Raw genomic sequence first — 15174 nt, 5'->3', positions numbered from 1 at the left:
GGGCGACCGCGCGGCTGCGGCGGGGGGAGCCGGGCGTGCGGGTGGTGGCCGCGACGGCGGCGGCGGCGGGAGAAGTCGTGGTGGTCATGCGGAGGCCTTCCTGATGCTGAGGCCCTTGTTCTGGAAGACCGTGATGATCTGCTGCTCCGCCTCGGCGACCGCGTCGACGAGCGAGAGTCCCGACGCCTTCTTGCGGAAGCCGTCGCTCAGGATGTTGAAGGACTGCTGCGTGACGGGCCACCAGGACCAGTCCGGGTTCTGCTCCTTCGCGGCAGGAACGAGGATGTCCTCGTTGTAGTTCTGGCCGCTGAAGAACTCGCTCGGTCCCTTGCGGGCGGTGCCGATCTCGTCAACGGCGGGCGACCAGCCGATGCCGCTGTTCGCGATCATCGCGTCGATGCCCTCCTGGGTCGTGGTCATCCAGACCGCGAACTCCATCGCCTCCTTCGGGTGCTTGCTGCTGGCGAAGATCGCCGCGGTCGACCCGCCGAGGAAGCTCGAGCCGAAGCCGGAGTCGCCCCAGACGGGCATCGGAGCGGCGCGCCACTTGCCGGCGCCGCCGCTGACGCCCTCGATCAGCGCGTCACCCCAGCTGCCGGTCGCGCAGGACGCGATGCCGCCCTTCGCCGCCGCCGCGAACCAGGCGGGGGAGTAGGCGCCGTAGCCGGTCTGCACGAGGTCCTTGTCGATCGCCGTGTCGAAGAAGGCGGCGACCTGCGTGGTGGCGTCGTCGGTCATGTCGATGACCCAGCCGTCCTCCTCCGGACGCAGCCACTGGGCGCCCGCCTGCGTCGCGAACGCGGCGAAGACGGAGGCGTCGGCGAGCGGGAAGCAGTCGATGTACGAGTCTGCCCCGCGCAGCTCGGCCGCGACGGCGGCCCAGTCGTCCCAGGTCGTCGGAGGCTCCGCACCGACCGCGCCGAACACCTCCGGCTGGTAGAAGAGCGCCATCGGGCCGCTGTCCTGCGGGATCCCGTACACGCCGCCGGTGTAGCTGACCTGACCCCAGAGGGTGGGGTCGTAGAGGTCCTGGTACTGCTCGACGCCGTAGCGGGTGAGGTCGACGATCCCGTTCACGAGCATGAACTCGGGGAGCGAGCGGATCTCGACCTGGCCGATGTCGGGGCCGCCGCCGGCCGCGAGGGCGGAGTACAGCTTCTGGTAACCGCCGACGTTGCCGCCGGGGATCCAGACGGCCTCGACCTGCACCTCGGGGTGCGACGCGTTCCAGACGTCGCACACCTTCTGGAGGTCCTTAAGCCACCCCCAGTACTGCAGGCGGACCGGACCGTCGGCCGCCGGGATGGTCGGCGCGGTGTTGACCGAGACCGTGCCGGGCGTGGCGCAGGCCGTCAGCCCTCCGAGTGCCGCGGTGCCGAGACCGGCGGCGATGAGCTGTCTGCGGGTGAACGGATGCATCTTCCCTCACTTCGTCGTGGTGGACGACCGGGACTTCCACCCGGCAATGACCGGGACGCTACCACAAATTCGAGTAGCTGCTCGAAATTGGCCGCACTGCTCCGTAGACGCCGCTACGCTGGCCGTTCGAGGGTCACGGCGCGACGCTGCGCGGGCTCTCGGACGAGGAGGAGTCGATGGCCGAGGCGACGAGACGGCGCGGCCCCTACGCGAAGTCGGCCGAGCGCCGACGGGCGATCATCGAGGCCGCGCACCAGGTCTTCGCCGCCCGCGGCTACGCCCGCGGTTCGCTCCAGGAGGTGGCCGACCGCGTCGGGCTCAGCCAGACCAGCCTGCTCCACTACTTCCCGTCGAAGACCGATCTGCTCTTCGCTGTGCTCGAGCACCGCGACCTGATCACCGGAGACGGCTCCTCGCCGCCCGACCCGGAGGAGGGGCTGGTCGCCGGCATCCTCCGACAGACCCGATACAACGAGACGGCTCCCGGGGTCATCGAGCTCTACGCGGTACTCTGCGGCGAATCGACGACGCAGGAGCATCCGGGGCGCGACTTCTTCGCCGCGCGCTTCCGGCGCCTCCGGAGCGAGTACGCGGCGGAGCTGCGAGAGCTGGCGGCGGCGGGGCTGCTGCGGGAGGGCTGCGACCCGGATCGAGTGGCAGCGTCGATCATCGCGCTCTGGGACGGGATCCAGTTGCAGTGGCTCCTCGAGCGCGACGCGGTGGACATGGTGGCATGCCTGGCGGACTACCTCGACCTGGTGATCCTGCCCGCGCCTTAGGCTCGGCGCATGACTTCCCCTCTGCAGGATTCCAGCTGGATCTGGTTCGCACTCGCGATCGTCACCGCGGGCCTCGCCGAGCAGAAGGGCCGCTCGCGCTGGCGCTGGTTCGTGCTCGGGCTCTTCCTCGGCCCGCTCGCGACCGCGCTCGTCGTGATGTGGGCGAGACCCGAGAGCGGAGTGTCGACCGACGTCCGCTGGAACTTCGCCATCGGGTCGGGCCTCGCGGCGATCGCGTTCCTGGTCGTCGCCGCGAGTTCGGGTGTCTGGCTCCTCGCAGTCCTGGCGGCGCTCGCGGCGCTCGCCGCCGGCCTGCTCGCCTGGCTCAGTCGTCGAGTGCCGTATGAGCGACTCCGCCACTGACGCGCGGGAACCCCAGCCCGTCGAGGGAACCAGGTGTTCCTGGCGGTCTCGACGGTCCGGGGTTCCCTCGGCGGCGGTGTGCCGCGCCTAGGGCAGGAGGCGTGTCGGACCGCGGAAGAGGTAGGTCACTTCGCGGAGGTTCGCCTGGTTCAGCATCAGCATGATCACGCGCGAGAGGCCCATACCGAAGCCGCCGTGCGGCGGGACTCCGTAGCGGAAGAAGTCGAGGTAGAACTCGAGCTCCTCGGGGTCGAGGCCCTTCTCGCGGGCCTGCTCGACGAGCACGTCGACGCGGTGCTCGCGCTGGGCTCCGGTCGAGATCTCGACACCGTTGTAGATGAGGTCGTAGCTGTTGGTGATCGTCCCGTCGCCCTCGCGGCGCATGTGGTAGAAGGGTCGGATGCTGGCGGCGTAGTCGGTGAGGAACACGAAGTCGTGGCCGAACTCCTCCTTGACGTACGCCGCGATGCGGCGCTCGCCCTCGGGATCCATGTCGTCGTCGGCGCGGGGCACCTCGTAGCCGCGCTCGGCGACGATGCGCTTGGCCTCGGCCAGCGGGATGCGCGGGAACGGCGTGGTCGGCACGGTGAGGTCGATGTCGAAGAGCGCCTTGACCTCGGCGCCGTGCTTCGCGACGACCGCGGTGAGGCCCGCGACGATGAGCTGCTCGTGCAGCTCCATGACGTTCTCGTGCGAGTCGATCCACGACACCTCGGCGTCGACGCTGGTGAACTCGGTCGCGTGCCGCGAGGTGAAGCTCGGGTCCGCGCGGAACGCCGGTCCGACCTCGAAGACCTTGCCGAAGCCGGCGGGCTGAGCCATCTGCTTGAAGAACTGGGGGCTCTGCGCGAGGTAGGCCTTGGTCTCGAAGTACTCGACTTCGAAGAGCTCGGCCCGCGACTCCGAGGCGCTCGCCATCAGCTTCGGGGTGTGGATCTCGATGAAGTCGTTCTCGACCCAGTAGGTGCGCAGGGCGTGCTCGAACGTGGTCTGTACGCGCGCGATCAGGTTCTGCTCGGGGCGGCGCAGGTCGAGGAAGCGCCAGTCCATGCGCTTGTCGATGCCGGAGTCGGGCGCGATGGGCGCCTCGGGGATCGACTCGGACACGATCTCGAGCGTCTCGAGTTTGACCTCGATGCCGCCGAGCTTCACGCGCTCGTCGTGCTTGAGCGCGCCGGTGACCGTGATGAAGGAGCCCTGCGCGAGGCCGGAGATCGCCTCGGTGATCGCGAGCTTCGCCTCCGATGCGTCGTCGCCCTCGACGGCCTCGCGGACGGCGGGGTTCACCAGCTGGACGGCGCCCGACTCGTCGCGGAGGACGACGAACTGCACCTTCTTCTGATCGCGCACGGTCTCGACCCAGCCGGAGACGCGCACCGGCCCGTCTTCGAGGGCGGCGAGCTTCTTGACGGTGGTTCGGGGGAGGCGGGTCGCGTCGGTCACGGTAGGGGAGTCTACTCGCGAGGGTTGGCGTGCGATCCGGGGCGAGGGCAACCGCTCCTTTCGTCCCTCAGGCATGGTGAACCGGAGCGCTCCCCGGTAGGAGTCGAAACTCGAGAAATAGTCCTTCAGGCTCCATCTCTTGCCTCGAGGTGAGGGCCCGACCTCAGATGGAGGCACCCTGCGAATCGGCGAACTTTCCAAGAGAACAGGCGTGGCACCGCGCATGCTCCGCTACTAAGAAGAGCAAGGGTTGATCAGCCCGCGACGACTCGAGAACGGTTACCGCGACTACCCGGACTATCTCGCCGAACGGGTCGGCAAAATCCGAGGCCTCGTGGACTTCGGCATCCCGTCCCGCATCATCGCCGACATCCTCCCCTGCCTGGATCAGGAGCACGACATCGTCGTCCGCAACGTCGAGCCTGGCCTTCGCGACCTGCTGGCACTGGAGCGGGACCGGATGTCGCAGAAGATCGACTTCCTCTCCCAGAACCGCGATGCCATCACTAGGTACATCACGGCCCTCGACGCTGCCGCGGAGGCTCCGTCAGCGCCCGCCGGCTAGCTCCCGCTCTCGGCGGAGACTCGAGAACGCGACCTCGCGGCGGGGACCCGCTGTGCTCAGTCGCCCTGCACGTGCTCGTACTGCTCGAAGAACCAGTCCGGACGGGTCACGGTGAGGTAGGTGAGTCCCTCGGTCCGGATGGAGTGGGGGACCATCGGCTCGACCACGACGATGTCCTTCTCGCCCACTTCGAAGCTGTCCTCGCCCACGGTGATCACGGCGGTCCCTTCGATGATGAAGTAGATCTCCTGGACCTCCTTGTTCAGGTGGCTCCCGGTGGCCGGGCTGCTCGTCGTGATGACCTGGTGGGCGACGCCCGCGTCGGGGAGGACGCGGTACTTGCGGATCGTGCCCTCGGGGGTGGTGATCTCCCTGGCACTGCTGGCGGGGATGTGCATGGACTCGTCCTTGTCGTGTCGTTGGTGGATCCGGTGGTCAGTCCGCCGCGACGCGGGGACCGAGGCTCTGGCGGCCGATGACCTTGAGCAGGTCGAGCTTGCTGCGGCTCTCGCCGCTGCCTCCCGGGTTGAGCAGGAGGAGGGTCTGCGAGCGGTCCTCGGTGAAGAGCATCTGCGCGTCGATCTCGATCGGCCCGAGCTCGGGGTGGACGAGGATCCTGCAGTCGTCGTACCGCCGCGCGACCTCGTGGAGCTGCCAGAGGCGGGCGAACTCGGCGCTGCGCTGCGAGAGCTCGGCCGCGATCCGCGCGGCCCAGGCCGTGTCGCTGCCCGAGGTGGTGGCCATCCGCAGGCGGGCGACGAGGAACCGCCCGTGCTCCTCCTGCGCGTCGTCGGGGTAGAGGCGGCGCTCGTCGGGATCGGTGAACCAGCGGTGGAATCCGCTGCGGGCCGCACCGGTGAACCTCGTCTCGTCGCCGATCAGCGCCATGGCGAGGGCGTTCATCGCGAGGGTCTCGTGGAGGTCGTTCTGCACGAGGCACGGCACGTCAGCCAGCCCGTCGAGCACGCTCATCAGCGCCGGGCTCACGTGGTCGGAGTGGACCGACCTGCCCGGGGCGTTGTGCCCGATGAGGGCGAACAGGTGGTCGCGCTCGTCGAGGGTCAGGCGGAGCGCCCGGGCGAGGGAGGCAGCGATCTGGGTCGACGGCGTCGGAGCGCGCTGCTGCTCGAGGCGCGCGTAGTAGTCGGTGGACATGCCAGCCAGCTGGGCGACCTCCTCGCGGCGCAGCCCCGGGGCGCGCCTGCGCGGCCCCTCCGACAGGCCGACGTCGCGCGGGCGCAGCAGCTCACGGCGCGAGCGGAGGAATTCGGCGAGCAGTCGTCTGTCCATCCGCCCATGATGAGCCAGGAGCCGGACCGGAGCCAGGGACCGGTGATCCCCCGCTCGCGAGACGACCACCTCGGCGACCCGTCGCCGAGCCGGAGGTGGCCGTCACAATGGGGAGGCGGAGCGACTCAGAGGCTGCCGAACAGGGCCAGCAGCTCCCCGTAGGAGCCGCTGGCGGGTGCGTCGCGGATCCCTCGAGCCCTCTCCACGACGATCTCGTGGGCGTCCGGGTCCGCACGCAGCAGGGCGAGGACCTCGTCGAGGAACTCGTCCAGAGGCATCGCGTCCTCGTCGTCCTGCTGACCGAGCAGCTCGGTGCGAACGCCCGGCGGCACGATCTCGACGACCTGGATGGCGGACTCGGCGAGGCGGATGCGCTGGCTCTCGGTGAAGGCGTGCAGTGCCGCCTTCGTCGCGCTGTACGTCGGCGTCGCCGGGTAGGGCACGAACGCGAGCGAGGAGGAGACGTTCACGATGGTCGCTCCCTCCTTGCCGACGAGGAGAGGCGTGAAGGCGTAGGCCGTCCGGATCGGTCCGAGGAGGTTGGTCTGGACGTGCTGCTCGGCGATCCGGACGTCGGACGGATCGAGGAGATCCTCCTTGAGCATGATCCCCGCGTTGTTCACGAGGACGTTCAGGCCGGGGTGGCTGGTCTCGAGGCGCTCGCGGGCCCGCGTGACCGAGTCGGCGTCGGCGACGTCGAGCTCGATCGACTCGATGCCGGGATGCTCCGTCGTGATCGCGTCCAGCAGCGCCCTTCGGCGTCCCGCGATGATCACCGTGTTGCCCGCTTCGTGCAGGCGCAGGGCGAGGCCCAGGCCGATGCCGGAGGTGCCACCGGTGATGAGGATCGTGTTGCCGGTGAGATTCATCTGTTCGAGCTCCTTCGTCGTAGCCGTCCCGTGTCGGACAGCAGGAGCGACGGTAGAGGGGGGCCCGCTCGCCAGGCAGAGACGGGTTGTCCGAGGATCGGCGATCGGAGAGGCCGCTGAGCCCGCCTTCGCGGAGGAGCATCAGGGAAACGGCGGAGCAGTCGCGCCGGCGAGCACTGGACACCTCGACAAGCGGAGAGAGTATCCTCTTAGCCGATACGGAGAGACTCTCCGCCGCAGAGGAAGAGGAGCCGCTCGTGGAGGACAGCAGGATCACGACCGGCCGCGTGCCTCGCGCCGACGCACAGCGCAACCGGGATCTGATCCTCGATACCGCGGCGCAGCACTTCTCCGAGCACGGCGTCCGCGGCTCGCTCGACGCGATCGCGAAGCGCGCCGGCATCGGCGCCGGCACGCTCTACCGGCACTTCCCGAACCGCGAAGCACTCCTGGCGGCACTGCTCTCAGATCGCGACGACGAGCTCGTCGCTCGGCGCGACGCCCTCCGTGCCGGCTCAGCCGATACGGCGGAAGCGCTGGACGGCTGGCTCCGAGCGATCGCCGACTGGGCGAGTGCTTTCGAGGGACTGCCCGAGCCGCTTCGAGCCGCAACGGCGACGACCTCGTCGCCCCTGACGACCACCTGTCAGGGATTCATCACCACCACAGCTGAATTCCTCGATGATGCGCAGCGCGACGGCCGAGCGCGCGGCGAGGTGCGAGCTCGAGACCTCTTCCTCGCCGCGCTGGCGACGAGCTGGGTCCGCGGCGCCGCCCTCGCCGATGACACGTCCGGTGCGGCTCTCGCCGCGCTGACCCGGACCGGCTGGGAGGCCCCGGCGGCCGCACCCGCACCTGCCGGCGACGAGCCCCGCTGACCCCCTCTGCTCTCCGGCGAGCAGCACGACCAAGCAAGACCACGACACAAGGAGACAGGCATGAAGCGCATCGGAATCCTCGGCAGCGGAGACATCGGCAGCGGGATCGCGCGCCTGGCGATCACCGCCGGCTACGAGGTGCTCATGGCGAACTCTCGCGGGCCCGAATCCCTTCGCGACCTCATCGCCGAACTCGGCCCGCAGGCCCGCGCGGGCGACGCGCTCGAGGCCGCGCAGTTCGGCGACATCCCGGTCCTCGCCGTGCCGCTCGGCGCGTACAAGGCGTTGCCGGAGGGTGCCTTCGCCGGCAAGACCGTGCTCTCGACGGGCAACTACTACCCCCACCGCGACGGGCGCATCGCCCGACTCGACAGCCTCGAGCTGACGACGGCCGAGCTCGAGCAGGAGCTGCTGCCCGGCGCCGTCATCGTGAAGGCCTTCAACAACATCCTCTGGCACCACATCCCCGCCCTCGCAGGCACGACCCCGCGCACCGCCCTCGCCGTGTCCGGCGACGACGAGCAAGCCACGACCGCCGTCTCAGCGCTCATCGACGACCTCGGCTTCGAGCCTGTCGTCGCGGGGACGCTGGCGGAGTCGTGGCGCACCGAGCCCGAATCCGGTGCGTACACGCCGATCTACGCCGCCGACCTCGAAGGCTTCACGAAGGACTATCTCGCCGACCCGGGCGCGCCGGTGTCCGCTGACCGCCTCCGAGAGCTCATCGCCGCCTCTCACCGAGCGGACGTCGCTGCGCGCCGGTTCTGACCCCGCGGCGTCGCAGCTCACCGCACCGTGACGGCGCCCGGATCGAGGCCGTACCGTGCGGTCGCCTGTCGCCTGCTGCCGCCCGCAGGGCATAGCGGATCGAGGATGTGCGGCGCTCGCCTCACCGGTCGCTCCGCTCGACGGCACGATCTCGGAAGCGCGGGCTCGGGAGCGCCTCGCGATCAGCCACCCGGACCTCAACCTCCTCGTCGCCAACGCCGGCATCCAGCTGCTCGAGAACGTCCGCGACCCCGACGACGTCCGCATCGCCGAGGAGCAGGTGACTACGAACCTGCTCGGCACGATCCGGACGATCTACGCGTTCCTCCCCCAGCTGGTGGCCCAGGAGAACGCCGCGATCCTCAGCACGAGCTCGGCGCTCGCGTTCATCCCGTTCCCGGCGACCCCCACCTACAGCGCGAGCAAGGCCGCCGTGCACTCGTTCCTCGAGGGCCTGCGCGTGCAGCTCGCCAACTCCGGTGTCCAGGTCGTCGAGATCGTCCCGCCTGCCGTCGCGACAACGCTCCTGAGCAACCAGGACAACCCGATGGCGATGCCCGTGAACGACTTCCTCACCGAGCTGGTTGCCCTGCTGCGCGAGCACCCCGAGGTGCAGGAGCTCGTCGTCGAGAACGCGAAGCCGATCCGCGACGCGGTCGCGAGCGGCTCCTACTCGCAGTTCCTGACGATGTTCAGCAGCTTCTGACCGCGGCTCACCTCGCGCGCCTGACGGCACTACTCGCTGAGTCGTCCCCGAAGACCGGCGAGAGACAATTCTCGCGTGGTCGCGTTTCAGCTCGACCTGCGCGGAAGTTGCGTCGGCAACTCTCTGGCGTGAGCAGCGCCTTCCGAGCACGGACCACCTCGACGCGTGCGCGGAGAATTCGATCGGGAGCGCGTCGCCGTCGACGCCCCAGCTCCGTCGCGCACAATTGTCGGCGACGCCCTCGAAGGGCGCGCTCGAGAGTTCATCGCAGAGGAGCACCGTGAGCACCGCACTGATCACCGGGGCGTCGTCGGGCATCGGCGCCGCGTTCGCCGGCGCGTTCGCCCGACGGGGCTGGAGCCTCGTGCTGGTCGCGCGCGACGAAGGGCGACTCGAGGAGGCGGCGCGCACCTTCCGCACGCTCGGCGCCCCGTACGTCGAGGTGCTCGCGGCAGACCTCAGCGATCGCGAGCAGGTCGCCAGGGTGCGCGACAGGGTCGCCGACCCCGCCCGCCCCGTCCGGGTCCTCGTCAACAACGCCGGATTCGGCATCGACGGCAGCTTCTCCGAGCTCGACATCGCAGCGCAGGACGAGGCGCTCGAGGTGATGGTGCGCTCGGTGGCCGTGCTCTCGGGAGCGGCGGCGGAGGCGATGATCGCCCGGGGACGCGGCGCGATCCTCACCGTCTCGAGCGTCGCCGGCTTCGTGCACCTGGGCCCCTACTCCGCCGTGAAGCGTGGGAGACCGCGTTCGCGCAGTCGCTGGCCGTCGAGCTGCGGGGGACCGGCGTCCGCTCGGCCGCGCTCTGCGCCGGCTGGGTGCGCACCGAGTTCCACGAGCGGGCGGCGATGGACACCTCCTCCATCCCCTCCTTCCTCTGGCTCGACGCGGACGCGGTGGTGGAGGAGTTCCTCCGCGACGTCGCGCGCGGCTCCGTCGTCTCGGTGCCGTCGTGGCGGTTCGGCGTGCCGATGGCCGTGGTGCGCCACCTGCCCGGCCCGCTGGTGCGTCGGCTCTCGGCGGCGGTGTCCGCCCGGCGCTGAGGCTCCGCTCAGGTGCGGCTCAGGCGACCCTTTCCCGGCGTTCCCCCACGCCGCGGTCCGTACACTTGACGCTCGTGGTTGCCGATCAGATCCATCTCGTGCGGCACGGCGAGGTGTTCAACCCCGACCGGGTCCTCTACGGGCGACTCCCGAACTTCCGGCTCTCAGACCTGGGTCACCGCATGGCTCGCTCCGCCGCCGACGACCTGCTCGAGCGCACGCGGCACGTCACCGCGCTGGTCGCGTCGCCGCTCCAGCGGGCTCAGGAGTCGGCGCAGCCGATCTCGCAGGCGTTCGAGCTCGAGATCCGCAGCGACGAACGGGTGATCGAGCCCAGCAACCGCTTCGAGGGAAAGTCGCTCGCCGCCCGCAGCTCCGCCCTGCGGAACCCCAAGTACTGGCCGTCCCTCCGCAACCCCTTCGAGCCCAGCTGGGGCGAGCCCTACCTCTCCATCTCGGCCCGGATGTACGCGGCCATCGAGTCGGCCTGGCAGAGCACCGTCGAGGGTGACGTCGCGATCGTCAGCCACCAGCTCCCCATCTGGACGGTGCACCGCGCCCTCGCCGGCGAGCGGCTGTTCCACGATCCGCGCAAGCGCCGCTGCGCCCTCTCGAGCATCACCACGCTCGAGCGCCGGGGCGACGGCTTCGCCGAGGTCGGTTACTCCGACCCCGCCGCCGGCTTGCAGGGCCTCGCCACCGACGTGGGAGCCGTCTGATGCGCCGGTTCCGCGCCGCGGGCGCGCTCCTCCTGGTCGCCGCACTCGCCCTCGCGGGCTGCACGCAGGATCCGCTCGCCGACCAGTACCGCAGCGGCAGCAACAAGGGCTACATCTCGGGCGACGGGACCGTGACCGAGATCGCGAGCGCCGACCGCGACGATCCGATCGTCTTCTCCGGCACCGACGAGACCGGCGCAGCCATCGACTCCGCCGACCTCGCCGGACAGGTCGTCGTCGTCAACTTCTGGTACGCGAGCTGCGCGCCCTGCCGCGCCGAGGCGGCCGACCTCGAGAAGGTCAACACCGAGTACGCGGACCAGGGCGTCTCCTTCGTCGGCGTCAATGTGCGCGACCAGGCGCCCACCGCGGCGGCCTTCGCCGAGACCTTCGGGATCGGCTACCCCTCGATCGTCGACACGGACTCCTCGGTGCAGCTCGCCTTCACCGGCACGGTTCCGCCGAACGCCGTGCCCACCACGCTCGTGCTCGACAAGCAGGGTCGCGTCGCCTCGCGCATCCTCGGCCAGTTGCAGGAGGCGTCGATCCTGTCGACGCTCGTCGGCGACACGCTCGCGGAGCCGGAGTAGCGGCGTGGGCGACATCGTCGTCAGCGGTCAGCTCCTCCTCGCCGTCCCGATCGCGCTCCTGGCCGGGCTGGTGTCGTTCGCGTCTCCCTGCGTGCTGCCGCTGGTGCCCGGCTACCTCGCCTACGTCGGCGGATTCACCGATGCCGACGAGCGCGCTGCCCGGAGCCGCCGCCGGGTCGTGCTCGGGGTGCTGCTGTTCGTGCTCGGCTTCTCGCTCGTGTTCGTGCTCTACGGAGCGGCCGCCGGCACCGTCGGATTCTGGTTGCGGCAGTACACCGACATCATCACGCGGGTGCTCGGCGTCGTGGTCATCGCGATGGGGCTCGTCTTCATCGGTCAGTTCTCGTTCCTCCAGCGGACCCTGCGTCCGGGGGTCCGTCCCGCGACTGGCCTGATCGGCGCCCCGCTGCTCGGCATCGTCTTCGGAGTCGGCTGGACCCCCTGCCTCGGCCCCACGCTCAGCTCGATCCTCGCGCTGAGCTACGGTGTCGGGTCGCCCTGGCGCGGCGCGCTGCTCGCCCTGGTCTACTGCCTCGGACTCGGCCTGCCGTTCCTGCTCGTCGCCTTCGGCTTCAGCTGGGTCACCAGCACGCTCGCCTTCGTCAAGCGGCACATCCGCATCGTCAACATCGCCGGCGGAGCCGCCCTCGTCCTGATCGGAGTCCTGATGGTCACCGGCGTCTGGAACACCCTCGTCTACGGATCCCTCTCGGCGGTGATCGATGGCTTCCAACCGGCGATCTGAGTCGGACGAGAGCACGCGCCGCCCCGATGAGGCGACGCAGGAGAAGGCCGACGCGTCCTTCCGCCCGGCCGACCACTACGACTCGGACGGCACCGTCACCCAGCCCTCGCTCGGGGTGGCCGGCTGGCTGCGCTGGATGTGGCGCCAGCTCACGAGCATGCGCACGGCGCTGTTCCTGCTGCTGCTGCTGGCCATCGCGGCGGTGCCGGGCTCGCTGGTGCCGCAGCGCTCCTCCGACCCCAACGGCGTCACGCAGTACTTCGTCGACAATCCTGACCTGGCGCCGCTGCTCGACAAGGTCCAGGCGTTCGACACGTACACCTCTGCCTGGTTCTCGAGCATCTACCTGCTGCTGTTCATCTCGCTGATCGGCTGCATCATCCCGCGCACGCGGCACCACTTCCAGGCGATGCGCTCGCGCCCGCCGCGCACCCCCGCGCGACTCCAGCGTCTCGCCGGCTACACGGTCCGCGAGGTCGACGGCGCCTCGGAGGAGGAGGCCGTCGCTTCCGCGCACGCCGTGCTGCGCCGCGCGGGCTACCGCGTCGAGCGCTACGACGACCCCCGCGGACGCTGGTCGAGCGTGTCGGCCGAGCGCGGCTACCTCCGCGAGACGGGCAACCTGGTGTTCCACTCGGCGCTCGTGGGCATCCTCGTCGCGGTCGGAGTCGGCGGAGGCTTCGGCTACAGCGGCCAGCGCGTCCTCGTCGAGGGCACGCAGGGCTTCGCGAACAACCTCGCCGCCTACGACTCGTTCAACCCGGGCCGCTTCTTCGACAGCAGCCAGCTCGACCCCTACCAGCTGACGCTGGACGACCTCGAGGTGACCTACGAGGAGGAGAACCAGGCGGCGCTGGGCCAGCCCGTCGACTTCACGGCGCACGTGAGCACGACCGAGCGCGGCGGCTCCTCCGAGGACCGCACCATCAAGGTCAACGACCCGCTCTCGATCGGCGGCACCAACGTCTACCTGCTCGGCAACGGCTACGCCCCCACGATCACCGTGCGCGATCCCTCCGGAACCGAGATCTTCACCGACTCGATCCCGTTCCTGCCCCAGGACGCCAACCTCACCTCCGTCGGCGTCGTCAAGATCCCGGACGGACTTTCGGAGCAGCTCGGTCTCACCGGCTTCTTCTACCCGACCCAGGACCAGCTGCCCTCCGGGGCCTCGACCTCGATCTTCCCCGACCTTCAGTACCCCGTGCTCTCGCTGAACGTCTTCGCGGGCGACCTCGGACTCGACGGTGGCGTGCCCACCTCCGTCTACGTGCTCAACACCGACTCGCTCACCCGGCTCACCGGCGGCGACACCGGAGTCGCGCCGCTCACCCTCAAGCCGGGTGACACGGCCGAACTGCCCAACGGGCTCGGCAGTGTGACCTTCGACAACGTCGGAGCCGACCAGACCCGCGTCGGAACAGACAGCGTCAAGCGCTTCGCCTCGTTCGACATCCACCACGACGCCACCCAGAGCTGGGTGCTGCTGTTCGCGATCCTCGTGCTGGCAGGCCTGCTCACCTCGCTGTTCGTCCCGCGCCGCCGCGTCTGGATGAAGGCGACGACCCGGGACGACGGCGGTCTGCTGCTCGAGTACGCAGGCCTCGCCCGCGGTGAGGACCCGCAACTGGTGCGCGCCGTCCGCGCGATCGCCGACCGGCACGCGCCGCTCGACCCCTGAGGCGGCCGCTGGGCAGCGCCCGAGTCTGTGCATCCGTGCAGGGGCGCCGGGGCCGAGGGTCGATTACCCTGAGGGGGTGATCGCGACCCTCTCGCAGTACTCGGTGCTGTGCCTCTCCTCCGCCATGGGCATCTACGCGCTGGCCTTCATTTTCTTCGCGGTCGACCTCGCCCGCCGCGCCTCCCTGGCCGACGGCGAGTCGATCGAGGTCGTGCAGGAGGCGGAGCGCGTCGCCTCCGCGGCCGCCGCCGACCGCGCCGCCAGCGGTAAGGCCACCGTCTCCTCCGCCGGATCGGGACGCACCGCCACCCTCTCCCGCCTGGGCACCCGCGTCGAGGACGAGGTCTACCGCGCCCCCGCCCGGTCCACGGCGATGCGCATCGGGTTCTCGCTCACCCTGCTCGGCTTCGTGCTCCACCTCGCCGCGACCGTCCTCCGCGGCGTCGCCGCAGGCCGCGTCCCCTGGGCCAACATGTACGAGTTCTCGATCACCGGGACGCTCATCATCATCGGCGTGTTCCTCGCCGTCCAACTGCGCTGGGACCTCCGCTTCCTCGGCGCGTTCATCACCGGACTCGTCCTCGTGCTGCTCGGCGTCGCGACTGTCAACTACTACGTCGCCGTCGTCCCCCTCCCGCCGGCACTCCAGTCGTACTGGCTCGTGATCCACGTGCTCGTCGCGATCCTCGGCACCGCCTTCTTCGCCCTCGGATTCGCGCTCTCCGTCACCCAGCTCCTCCAGTCACGGAGGGAGACGGCCGGCGACAGCCCCCGCTCCGTCCTGCGATTCCTGCGTACACTCCCGAGCTCGCTGACCCTCGAGAACCTCGCCTACCGCGTCACCATCATCGGATTCATCCTCTGGACCTTCACCCTCATCGCAGGCGCGGTCTGGGCCGAGAAGGCCTGGGGCCGCTACTGGGGCTGGGACACGAAGGAGGTCTGGACCTTCATCATCTGGACCATCTACGCCGGCTACATCCACGCCCGCGCCACCCGCGGCTGGCGCGGTACCCCCTCCGCCTGGCTCGCCATCGTCGGCTTCGCGGCCGTGATGTTCAACTTCGGCGTGGTCAATGTGTTCTTCAAGGGGCTCCACGCCTACTCCGGCCTAGACACCGGCATGTGATCGGCGGGGCCTGGTGGGGCCGCTCGCGGCGTTGTCGGCGACGGACGTAGCGTCGCTACGACCGACGCCTCCGCCTTGCGATCGACCCCACCAGGCCCCGCCGAGCCCGACGGAAGCCGGAGGGGGTGGGCTCCGCTTCGCGGTCGCGGAGACCGAGACAGGGGGTGGGCTCCGCTTCGCGGTTGC

General features: G+C 70.0%; 17 protein-coding genes and 1 pseudogene. 13 read left to right on the top strand and 5 right to left on the bottom strand.

Annotation, left to right across the window (positions count from 1 at the left end; translation table 11 throughout):
* Positions 1–84 precede the first annotated feature (84 nt).
* Positions 85–1419 (bottom strand): ABC transporter substrate-binding protein, encoded by a 1335-nt coding sequence (locus tag ACH61_RS10145; RefSeq protein ID WP_068211788.1) that lies wholly within the window; start codon positions 1417–1419, stop codon positions 85–87.
* Positions 1420–1595: 176 nt separating this feature from the next.
* Here ACH61_RS10145 and ACH61_RS10140 point away from each other — a divergent pair, with 176 nt between their 5' ends.
* A complete protein-coding gene (locus tag ACH61_RS10140) occupies positions 1596–2198 on the top strand; it encodes a TetR/AcrR family transcriptional regulator (RefSeq protein ID WP_068211787.1) in 603 nt (200 codons plus the stop codon).
* Between the two features lie 9 nt (positions 2199–2207).
* Positions 2208–2561 (top strand): hypothetical protein, encoded by a 354-nt coding sequence (locus ACH61_RS10135; RefSeq protein ID WP_082845184.1) that lies wholly within the window; start codon positions 2208–2210, stop codon positions 2559–2561.
* 87 nt (positions 2562–2648) lie between these two features.
* Here ACH61_RS10135 and aspS read toward each other — a convergent pair whose 3' ends face one another.
* The gene (aspS, locus tag ACH61_RS10130; protein WP_413784034.1) at positions 2649–4040 is read right to left on the bottom strand and encodes an aspartate--tRNA(Asn) ligase; all 1392 of its coding nucleotides are present in this window, start codon (positions 4038–4040) and stop codon (positions 2649–2651) included.
* A 214-nt stretch (positions 4041–4254) separates the two neighbouring features.
* Between aspS and ACH61_RS10125 the strand changes: the two genes are divergently transcribed.
* Complete coding sequence (locus tag ACH61_RS10125; protein ID WP_236713630.1) at positions 4255–4569, top strand: MerR family transcriptional regulator; 315 nt, start codon at positions 4255–4257, stop codon at positions 4567–4569.
* Positions 4570–4625: 56 nt separating this feature from the next.
* On the opposite strand, the gene ACH61_RS10120 is transcribed toward ACH61_RS10125, so the two are convergent.
* The 3 genes from ACH61_RS10120 to ACH61_RS10110 all read right to left on the bottom strand — a co-directional run bounded on the left by ACH61_RS10120 (position 4626) and on the right by ACH61_RS10110 (position 6728).
* Positions 4626–4967 carry a cupin domain-containing protein gene (locus ACH61_RS10120; protein ID WP_068211785.1) on the bottom strand — a complete coding sequence of 114 codons (342 nt, stop codon included), beginning with the start codon at positions 4965–4967 and terminating at the stop codon, positions 4626–4628.
* A 37-nt stretch (positions 4968–5004) separates the two neighbouring features.
* Positions 5005–5859 (bottom strand): helix-turn-helix transcriptional regulator, encoded by an 855-nt coding sequence (locus ACH61_RS10115; RefSeq protein ID WP_068211784.1) that lies wholly within the window; start codon positions 5857–5859, stop codon positions 5005–5007.
* A 125-nt stretch (positions 5860–5984) separates the two neighbouring features.
* Positions 5985–6728 (bottom strand): SDR family oxidoreductase, encoded by a 744-nt coding sequence (locus tag ACH61_RS10110; RefSeq protein WP_068211783.1) that lies wholly within the window; start codon positions 6726–6728, stop codon positions 5985–5987.
* Positions 6729–6985: 257 nt separating this feature from the next.
* Here ACH61_RS10110 and ACH61_RS10105 point away from each other — a divergent pair, with 257 nt between their 5' ends.
* From ACH61_RS10105 to ccsB, 10 genes and pseudogenes are all read left to right on the top strand, one after another.
* Positions 6986–7606, top strand: coding sequence for a TetR/AcrR family transcriptional regulator (locus ACH61_RS10105; RefSeq protein ID WP_068211782.1), 621 nt, complete (start codon positions 6986–6988; stop codon positions 7604–7606).
* A 60-nt stretch (positions 7607–7666) separates the two neighbouring features.
* Entirely contained in the window at positions 7667–8374 is a 708-nt protein-coding gene (locus ACH61_RS10100) for an NADPH-dependent F420 reductase (RefSeq protein ID WP_068211781.1), read from the top strand.
* 55 nt (positions 8375–8429) lie between these two features.
* Entirely contained in the window at positions 8430–9080 is a 651-nt protein-coding gene (locus tag ACH61_RS10095) for an SDR family NAD(P)-dependent oxidoreductase (RefSeq protein WP_068211780.1), read from the top strand.
* A gap of 280 nt (positions 9081–9360) precedes the next feature.
* Positions 9361–9762, top strand: a pseudogene (locus tag ACH61_RS19070) (SDR family NAD(P)-dependent oxidoreductase); the annotation flags it as partial.
* 137 nt (positions 9763–9899) lie between these two features.
* Positions 9900–10124 carry an SDR family oxidoreductase gene (locus tag ACH61_RS19065; protein ID WP_330220156.1) on the top strand — a complete coding sequence of 75 codons (225 nt, stop codon included), beginning with the start codon at positions 9900–9902 and terminating at the stop codon, positions 10122–10124.
* Positions 10125–10198: 74 nt separating this feature from the next.
* Complete coding sequence (locus ACH61_RS10085) at positions 10199–10843, top strand: histidine phosphatase family protein (RefSeq protein WP_068211779.1); 645 nt, start codon at positions 10199–10201, stop codon at positions 10841–10843.
* On the top strand, positions 10843–11433 hold the full coding sequence (locus ACH61_RS10080; RefSeq protein WP_068211778.1) for a TlpA family protein disulfide reductase: 591 nt from the start codon (positions 10843–10845) through the stop codon (positions 11431–11433). The genes ACH61_RS10085 and ACH61_RS10080 overlap by 1 nt, the downstream gene beginning before the upstream one ends.
* A gap of 4 nt (positions 11434–11437) precedes the next feature.
* Positions 11438–12178, top strand: a complete 741-nt coding sequence (locus ACH61_RS10075; RefSeq protein ID WP_068211777.1) for a cytochrome c biogenesis CcdA family protein — start codon at positions 11438–11440, stop codon at positions 12176–12178.
* On the top strand, positions 12156–13859 hold the full coding sequence (gene resB, locus ACH61_RS10070; RefSeq protein WP_082845182.1) for a cytochrome c biogenesis protein ResB: 1704 nt from the start codon (positions 12156–12158) through the stop codon (positions 13857–13859). Before ACH61_RS10075 ends, resB begins: the two co-directional genes overlap by 23 nt.
* A 124-nt stretch (positions 13860–13983) precedes the next feature.
* Positions 13984–14988 (top strand): c-type cytochrome biogenesis protein CcsB, encoded by a 1005-nt coding sequence (gene ccsB, locus ACH61_RS10065; protein ID WP_068211789.1) that lies wholly within the window; start codon positions 13984–13986, stop codon positions 14986–14988.
* The last annotated feature ends 186 nt before the right edge of the window (positions 14989–15174 follow it).

The sequence above is a fragment of the Rathayibacter tanaceti genome, from assembly GCF_001634385.1.
In the GTDB taxonomy this organism is placed as follows: domain Bacteria; phylum Actinomycetota; class Actinomycetes; order Actinomycetales; family Microbacteriaceae; genus Rathayibacter; species Rathayibacter tanaceti.
Note: the sequence above shows the minus strand (reverse complement) of the source record. Positions and strands in the feature narration are given on the sequence as shown.